The 5,048-nt window shown below is 68.5% G+C and carries 5 protein-coding genes; 3 read left to right on the plus strand and 2 right to left on the minus strand.

Annotation, left to right across the window (positions count from 1 at the left end; genetic code table 11):
- A partial coding sequence (locus tag GRX66_RS16510) for an inorganic phosphate transporter (protein WP_159527498.1) occupies nucleotides 1-1,000 on the plus strand: 1,000 nt, incomplete at its 5' end.
- 13 nt (nucleotides 1,001-1,013) lie between these two features.
- Here the strand turns inward: GRX66_RS16510 and GRX66_RS16515 are convergent.
- Together GRX66_RS16515 and GRX66_RS16520 are read right to left on the minus strand one after the other, a co-directional pair.
- A complete protein-coding gene (locus GRX66_RS16515) occupies nucleotides 1,014-1,445 on the minus strand; it encodes a universal stress protein (RefSeq protein ID WP_325064164.1) in 432 nt (143 codons plus the stop codon).
- A gap of 106 nt (nucleotides 1,446-1,551) precedes the next feature.
- Nucleotides 1,552-3,525, minus strand: coding sequence for a 3-hydroxyacyl-CoA dehydrogenase/enoyl-CoA hydratase family protein (locus GRX66_RS16520; protein ID WP_159527499.1), 1,974 nt, complete (start codon nucleotides 3,523-3,525; stop codon nucleotides 1,552-1,554).
- A gap of 201 nt (nucleotides 3,526-3,726) precedes the next feature.
- Here GRX66_RS16520 and GRX66_RS16525 point away from each other — a divergent pair, with 201 nt between their 5' ends.
- Entirely contained in the window at nucleotides 3,727-4,155 is a 429-nt protein-coding gene (locus tag GRX66_RS16525; protein WP_159527500.1) for a hypothetical protein, read from the plus strand.
- Between the two features lie 60 nt (nucleotides 4,156-4,215).
- Nucleotides 4,216-4,791 carry a DNA-3-methyladenine glycosylase family protein gene (locus GRX66_RS16530; RefSeq protein WP_325064165.1) on the plus strand — a complete coding sequence of 192 codons (576 nt, stop codon included), beginning with the start codon at nucleotides 4,216-4,218 and terminating at the stop codon, nucleotides 4,789-4,791.
- Nucleotides 4,792-5,048 lie beyond the last annotated feature (257 nt).

A 5,048-nucleotide genomic window follows, 5' to 3' on the forward strand; every position in this document is an offset into this window, starting at 1 on the left:
CCGTCGGCGCCGGCTCATCGACGGCGTCCAGATCACGTCGCTCGCCGCGACGGCCGGCCTGCTGACTGCAACCGGATTCATGGCGTTCGGCGTCTACAGCGGCTATCCCGTCCCCGCGGCGTTCGCTACCACCGGCGCGATGGTCGGCGTCGGCCTCTCGCTGGGCGGCGACCCGGCCGTCGACACCTACCGCCGCATCGCCGTCTTCTGGGCGCTCGTGCCCCCGGTTTCGGGCGGCCTGGCCTACCTGACGGCGACCCTCCTCCGCCGTGACGACATCCCCGAAACCGTCGGCGTGCCACTTTTGGCGGCCCTCGTCGGCGGCATCGTGGCGAACGTCCAGCTGGCAATCATTCCGTCGCCGCCAGACGCGTCCCAGAGTTCCGTGGCAGCGTACGCCGGGCAGGTCGTCGACGCCCCCACTGTCGGCGGCGTCGACCTCGTCGTCGTCGCCGTGACGCTGGCCGCCGCCGCACTGAGCTTCCAGTTCATCAGGCTGCGAACCCAGCAGTCGGTCGACAAGGGCATCCGGACGTTCCTGGTCGTCCTGGGGAGCGTCGTCGCGTTCTCCAGCGGCGGCAGCCAGGTGGGACTGGCGACGGGACCGCTCGAGAACCTCTACCGCGCGGAACTCGGGCTGCCGGGCATCCTCCTGTTGGCGCTCGGCGCAGTCGGCATCCTCGGCGGCGCGTGGATGGGCGCGCCCAGACTCCTGCAAGCGACCTCCAGGGAGTACGCCCAGCTCGGCGTCAGGCGGTCCATCGCCGCGCTCGTCCCCGGGTTCGTCATCGCGCAACTGGCCATCGCGCTCGGCATCCCCATCTCGTTCAACAACATCATCATCTCCGGCGTCATCGGCGGCGGGCTCGCCGGCGGCGCCTCCGGCGTCTCCCGGCGGAAAATCGGCGTCACCATCGCGTTCTGGCTGATCACGCTCGTCGCGTCGATCACCGTCGGGTTCGGGCTCTACCGGGCGTTCGCGGCAGTGCTCGGCGGATAGGCGGGGCGTCGACTCAACGGACGACCGTGACGGTGACTGGCGCTTCCCCGACGACTTTCGTCGCGACAGTCCCGAGCAGTCGCCGAACGATGGCGTTGCGGTCGCCCCCGTGACCGCCCATCACGACGCGGTCCACGTCGTTGTCGTCGACGTACTCGAGAATCGTCTCTGCCGGGTCTCCGCCCTCCACAATTGTCTCGATGGTGCGGTCCGCGTCGTCTGCTCGCCGCCGTGCGTCCTCGACGATGGCGTCGGCTCGCTCCATTGCCTGTTCGCGCCTGTGCTCGTCAGCCTCCAGAATCCCGCTCTCGCTCATCCCAGCGTCGACCGGCGTCACGACGTTCAACACGGTCACTCGACAGTCGAACAGCTCCAGCGCCTCTTCCAGCGCGTCGTCGGCCAGCGGCGACCCGTCGAAGGGGACGAGCACGTGAGTTGGCAGCACACGTCACGTTACGCGCGGGGGGACAAATAGCTCATCGGCGACCTGCACGTTGCTCGGGCGAACAGTCACGCGCGGTCGAACGCGGATACGTAGTGTTGCGGCCGCGTTACTTGCCCTCGAACTCGGGGTCGCGGTCGCTCGTGAATGCCGCGATTCCTTCCATGATGTCCTGGGTGTTCATCAGCTGCCCGAACGCCTGGGACTCGGCCTCGAGGCCGGCCTCGGTGGAGTCGCGGCCAGCCAGCATCGCGCGCTTCGTGTACTTCTGGGCGATCGGCGGCCCCGCGGCGAGGTCGCGCGCCAGTTCCCAGGCGCGGTCCTCGAACTCGTCGACGGCGAGGACCTCGTTCACGAACCCGTACGCCTCGAGTTCGGCGGCCTCGTAGCGGTCGGCCGTGTAGATGATCTCCTTCGCGCGGCCCTCGCCGACGATGTGGCGGAGGCGCTGCGTGCCGCCCCACCCGGGCATGATGCCGAGGTCGAGTTCCGGCTGCCCGAACTCGCTGCGCTCGCTGGCGACGCGGAGGTCCGCGCACATCGACAGCTCCATCCCGCCGCCGAGGCAGTAGCCGTCGATGGCCGCGAGCACGGGGACGTCACACGCCTCAAGTTTCCCGAACGTCTGCTGGCCCTTCCGGGAGAGCTCGACGGTGTCGATCGGGTCGGCGCTGCCGGCCATCGACTGGACGTCCGCGCCCGCGGAGAACGCCTTGTCGCCGGCGCCGGTCAGCAGGATGGCGCGCACGTCGTCCTCGTCGCCGAGCACGTCGATTGCGTCTTCGAGTTCGTCGAGAAGGTCGCCGCTGATGGTGTTCATGCGGTGCGGCCGGTCGAGTTCCACGTGGCCGACGTGGCCGTCGATTTCGACCGCGAGATTCTCGTAGGCCGCAACGGCGCCCGCGTCCTCGTCGGCGGCGCCGTGGAACTGCTCGCCTTCGCTGGCGAGCCGCTCGAGTTCCGCCGCGGGTTCGTAGCGCACCGCCTCCGTCTCCGCGTAGAGGTCCGACAGCGTCTCGTAGAGGTGTTCGATGCCGGCGTTGTCGGCCATCCGCGCGGGCCCCTCGGGGTACCCGGCGCCCAACATCACGGCGTCGTCGATCTCGGGCGGGTCGGCGACGTCGTTCCCGACGAGTTTCGCGACTTCGTTGGCCATCACTGCGGTGAGGCGGTCGGCGACGTCCTCGCGGACCGCGTCAGCGGGGACGTCCGCGCCGCCGTTCTCGTAGTCGTAGAAGCCTTCGCCGGTCTTCTTCCCGAGTTGCTCGGCCTCGACCTTCTCGACGAGGACGGGACACGGCTCGTAGGCGTCGCCGAGCACGCCCTGCATGTAGTCGAGGACGTCGTACGCGACGTCGATACCGACCTGGTCAGCGAGTTCGAACGCGCCCATCGGCAGCCCGATGTCGTACTTCGTCGTGGCGTCGACCTCGTCGATGGTGGCGACGTCGTCGTGGACCAGCCACGCGGCCTCGTTCAGCAGCGGCACGAGCACGCGGTTCACGATGAATCCGGGCGAGTCCTTGCGCACGCGGACCGGCGTCTTCCCCATCTCTTCGGCGAGGTCCTCGGTCAGGTCCAGGACCTCGTCGTCGGTGTGTTCGCCGGAGATGACCTCGACGAGCTGCATCCGAACCGGCGGGTTGAAGAAGTGCATTCCGCAGAACTGTTCGGGGCGCTCGGTCACCTCCGAGAGGTCCGTGATGGAGAGACTGGACGTGTTCGTCGCGAACACGGCGTGGTCGGGCGCGTGCAGTTCGAGTTCCCGGTAGACGTCCTGCTTGATGTCCATCTTCTCCGGGACGGCCTCGATGACGAAGTCGACGTCCGCGACGGCTTCCTCGAGGTCGACGATCGGCGTCACGCGGTCGAGTGCCGCGTCGGCCTCGTCGTCGCTGAGCTGGTCTTTCTCCGCGAGCTTGTCCAGCGACCACTCGATCTGGTCGTAGCCGTTCTGCACGAACTCCTCGTTGATGTCCCGCAGGTGCACGTCGAAGCCTGCGAGTGCGGCCACTTCCGCAATCCCGTGGCCCATGTTCCCTGCGCCGAGCACAGCGATGGTTTCGATGTCGTCGACGTCCATGTGCACAGGTCCGGCGGGGCTCCGGTTGAAGGTTTCCCTATCGTCGAGTGTGAACGTCTCACGGGTTTACACGCGTGGAAACGGTCGAGGCGGAACACGACGAACGACGCAAAAAACGAGGTCGCGAAAACCGTACCGCGCCCTGACCCCGGACGATGCGACACGCAACACACTTGTCGGCGGCCGGAAAACTGGCCGCGCATGAACGACCGGCAGCGGTCAGCCCTCCTCGGCCTCCTCGTCGGGGTCACGCACACGTTCGTGCGCCTGTTCGCACCGACGTCCGGCGCGACCGCGATCGATGCAAACCTCACACTGGTTCTGCTGGAGTCGGTGCTCACAACGGGCCTCCTCCTCGCCGTCGTGCCGGGGCTGGCGCTGTACGGCGCACACCGGCTGTCTGTCTCCCGCTCGGACCCGGTCCGGCTCGCAGCAGTCGTCGCCGCGGGCACTGGCGTCGCCGTCCTGCTCACGTATCCGCTGCTCACGGCCGCCAGCGCCGGCGCGCCGTTCCTCGAAGCGCTCCGCATCAGATTCGTCGGGCCGTACCTCGTCAACGCGCTCTCGCCCGCCGTCCACAGCGGCGTCGCCGCACTCGCCGGCTTCCTGCTGGCCGCACGCACCTCGTAGCCCCCGGCGCGAGCCGCGTCGAGCGAAACGCGTAGATTCGACGAGCACGATACGTCGACCGTGACCGACCCACACGACGTGCTCCGCGACGACCCCGAACTCGGCGGTCTCGTCGCCGAACACGGCGCGTTGACGCTGAACCCAGCCGAGGACCCGTTCCGACGGCTCGTCGTCTCCATCGTCCGCCAGCAGGTGTCGATGGACGCCGCGGACGCCATCGAAGCCCGGCTGTTCGACCGCGTCGACGTGACGCCCGAGGCGATTGCGGGCGTCGACCCCGAGGTGCTCCGGGTCGCCGGACTGTCCAGCCGGAAGGCCGACTACGTCAAGAACGTCGCACGCACGTTCCGCGACGAGGGGTACGACCACGCGTACTTCGACGGAATGAGCGACGACGCGATCCGCGCAGAGCTCACCGCAATCACCGGCGTCGGCGAGTGGACCGCGGAGATGTTCCTCATGTTCGCGCTCGGCCGCGAGGACGTCTTCCCGGTCGGGGACCTGGGCATCCGGAAGGGGATGCAGTTGCTCTTCGGCGAGGACACGACCCGCGGGGAGATGCGGGAGATAGCCACCCGCTGGCAGCCCTACCGCTCGTACGCGTCGCTGTACGTCTGGCGCGCCTACGAGGGCTAACTACGTGTACGGAACATACGAGGGGGAACGACGTGTACGGAGCCGTCGAACGGGAGCGCTCACGGCAGCGAACCGGCGGGGAACGCTACACTGCGTTCGCCAAACGTCGCCGTCCCAGGTCCAGGAGGAGGCCGGCGACGAACGCGACGCCGACCCCGACCAGCAGGCCGAGGACGCCGACGCCGACGGTGAGCGCGTAGCTGTCGGTGTCGAGGCTGGTGTGCACGAGCTGGACGGCGACGGCGGCGAGCACGACG

Source organism: Halobacterium bonnevillei (assembly GCF_009831555.1).
Classification (GTDB): domain Archaea; phylum Halobacteriota; class Halobacteria; order Halobacteriales; family Halobacteriaceae; genus Halobacterium; species Halobacterium bonnevillei.

Excerpts from the sequence above, each read along its gene's own strand:
- GRX66_RS16520 (WP_159527499.1), bottom strand. The coding sequence starts at position 3,525 with ATGGACGTCGACGACATCGAAACCATCGCTGTGCTCGGCGCAGGGAAC.
- GRX66_RS16525 (WP_159527500.1), top strand. The coding sequence starts at position 3,727 with ATGAACGACCGGCAGCGGTCAGCCCTCCTCGGCCTCCTCGTCGGGGTC.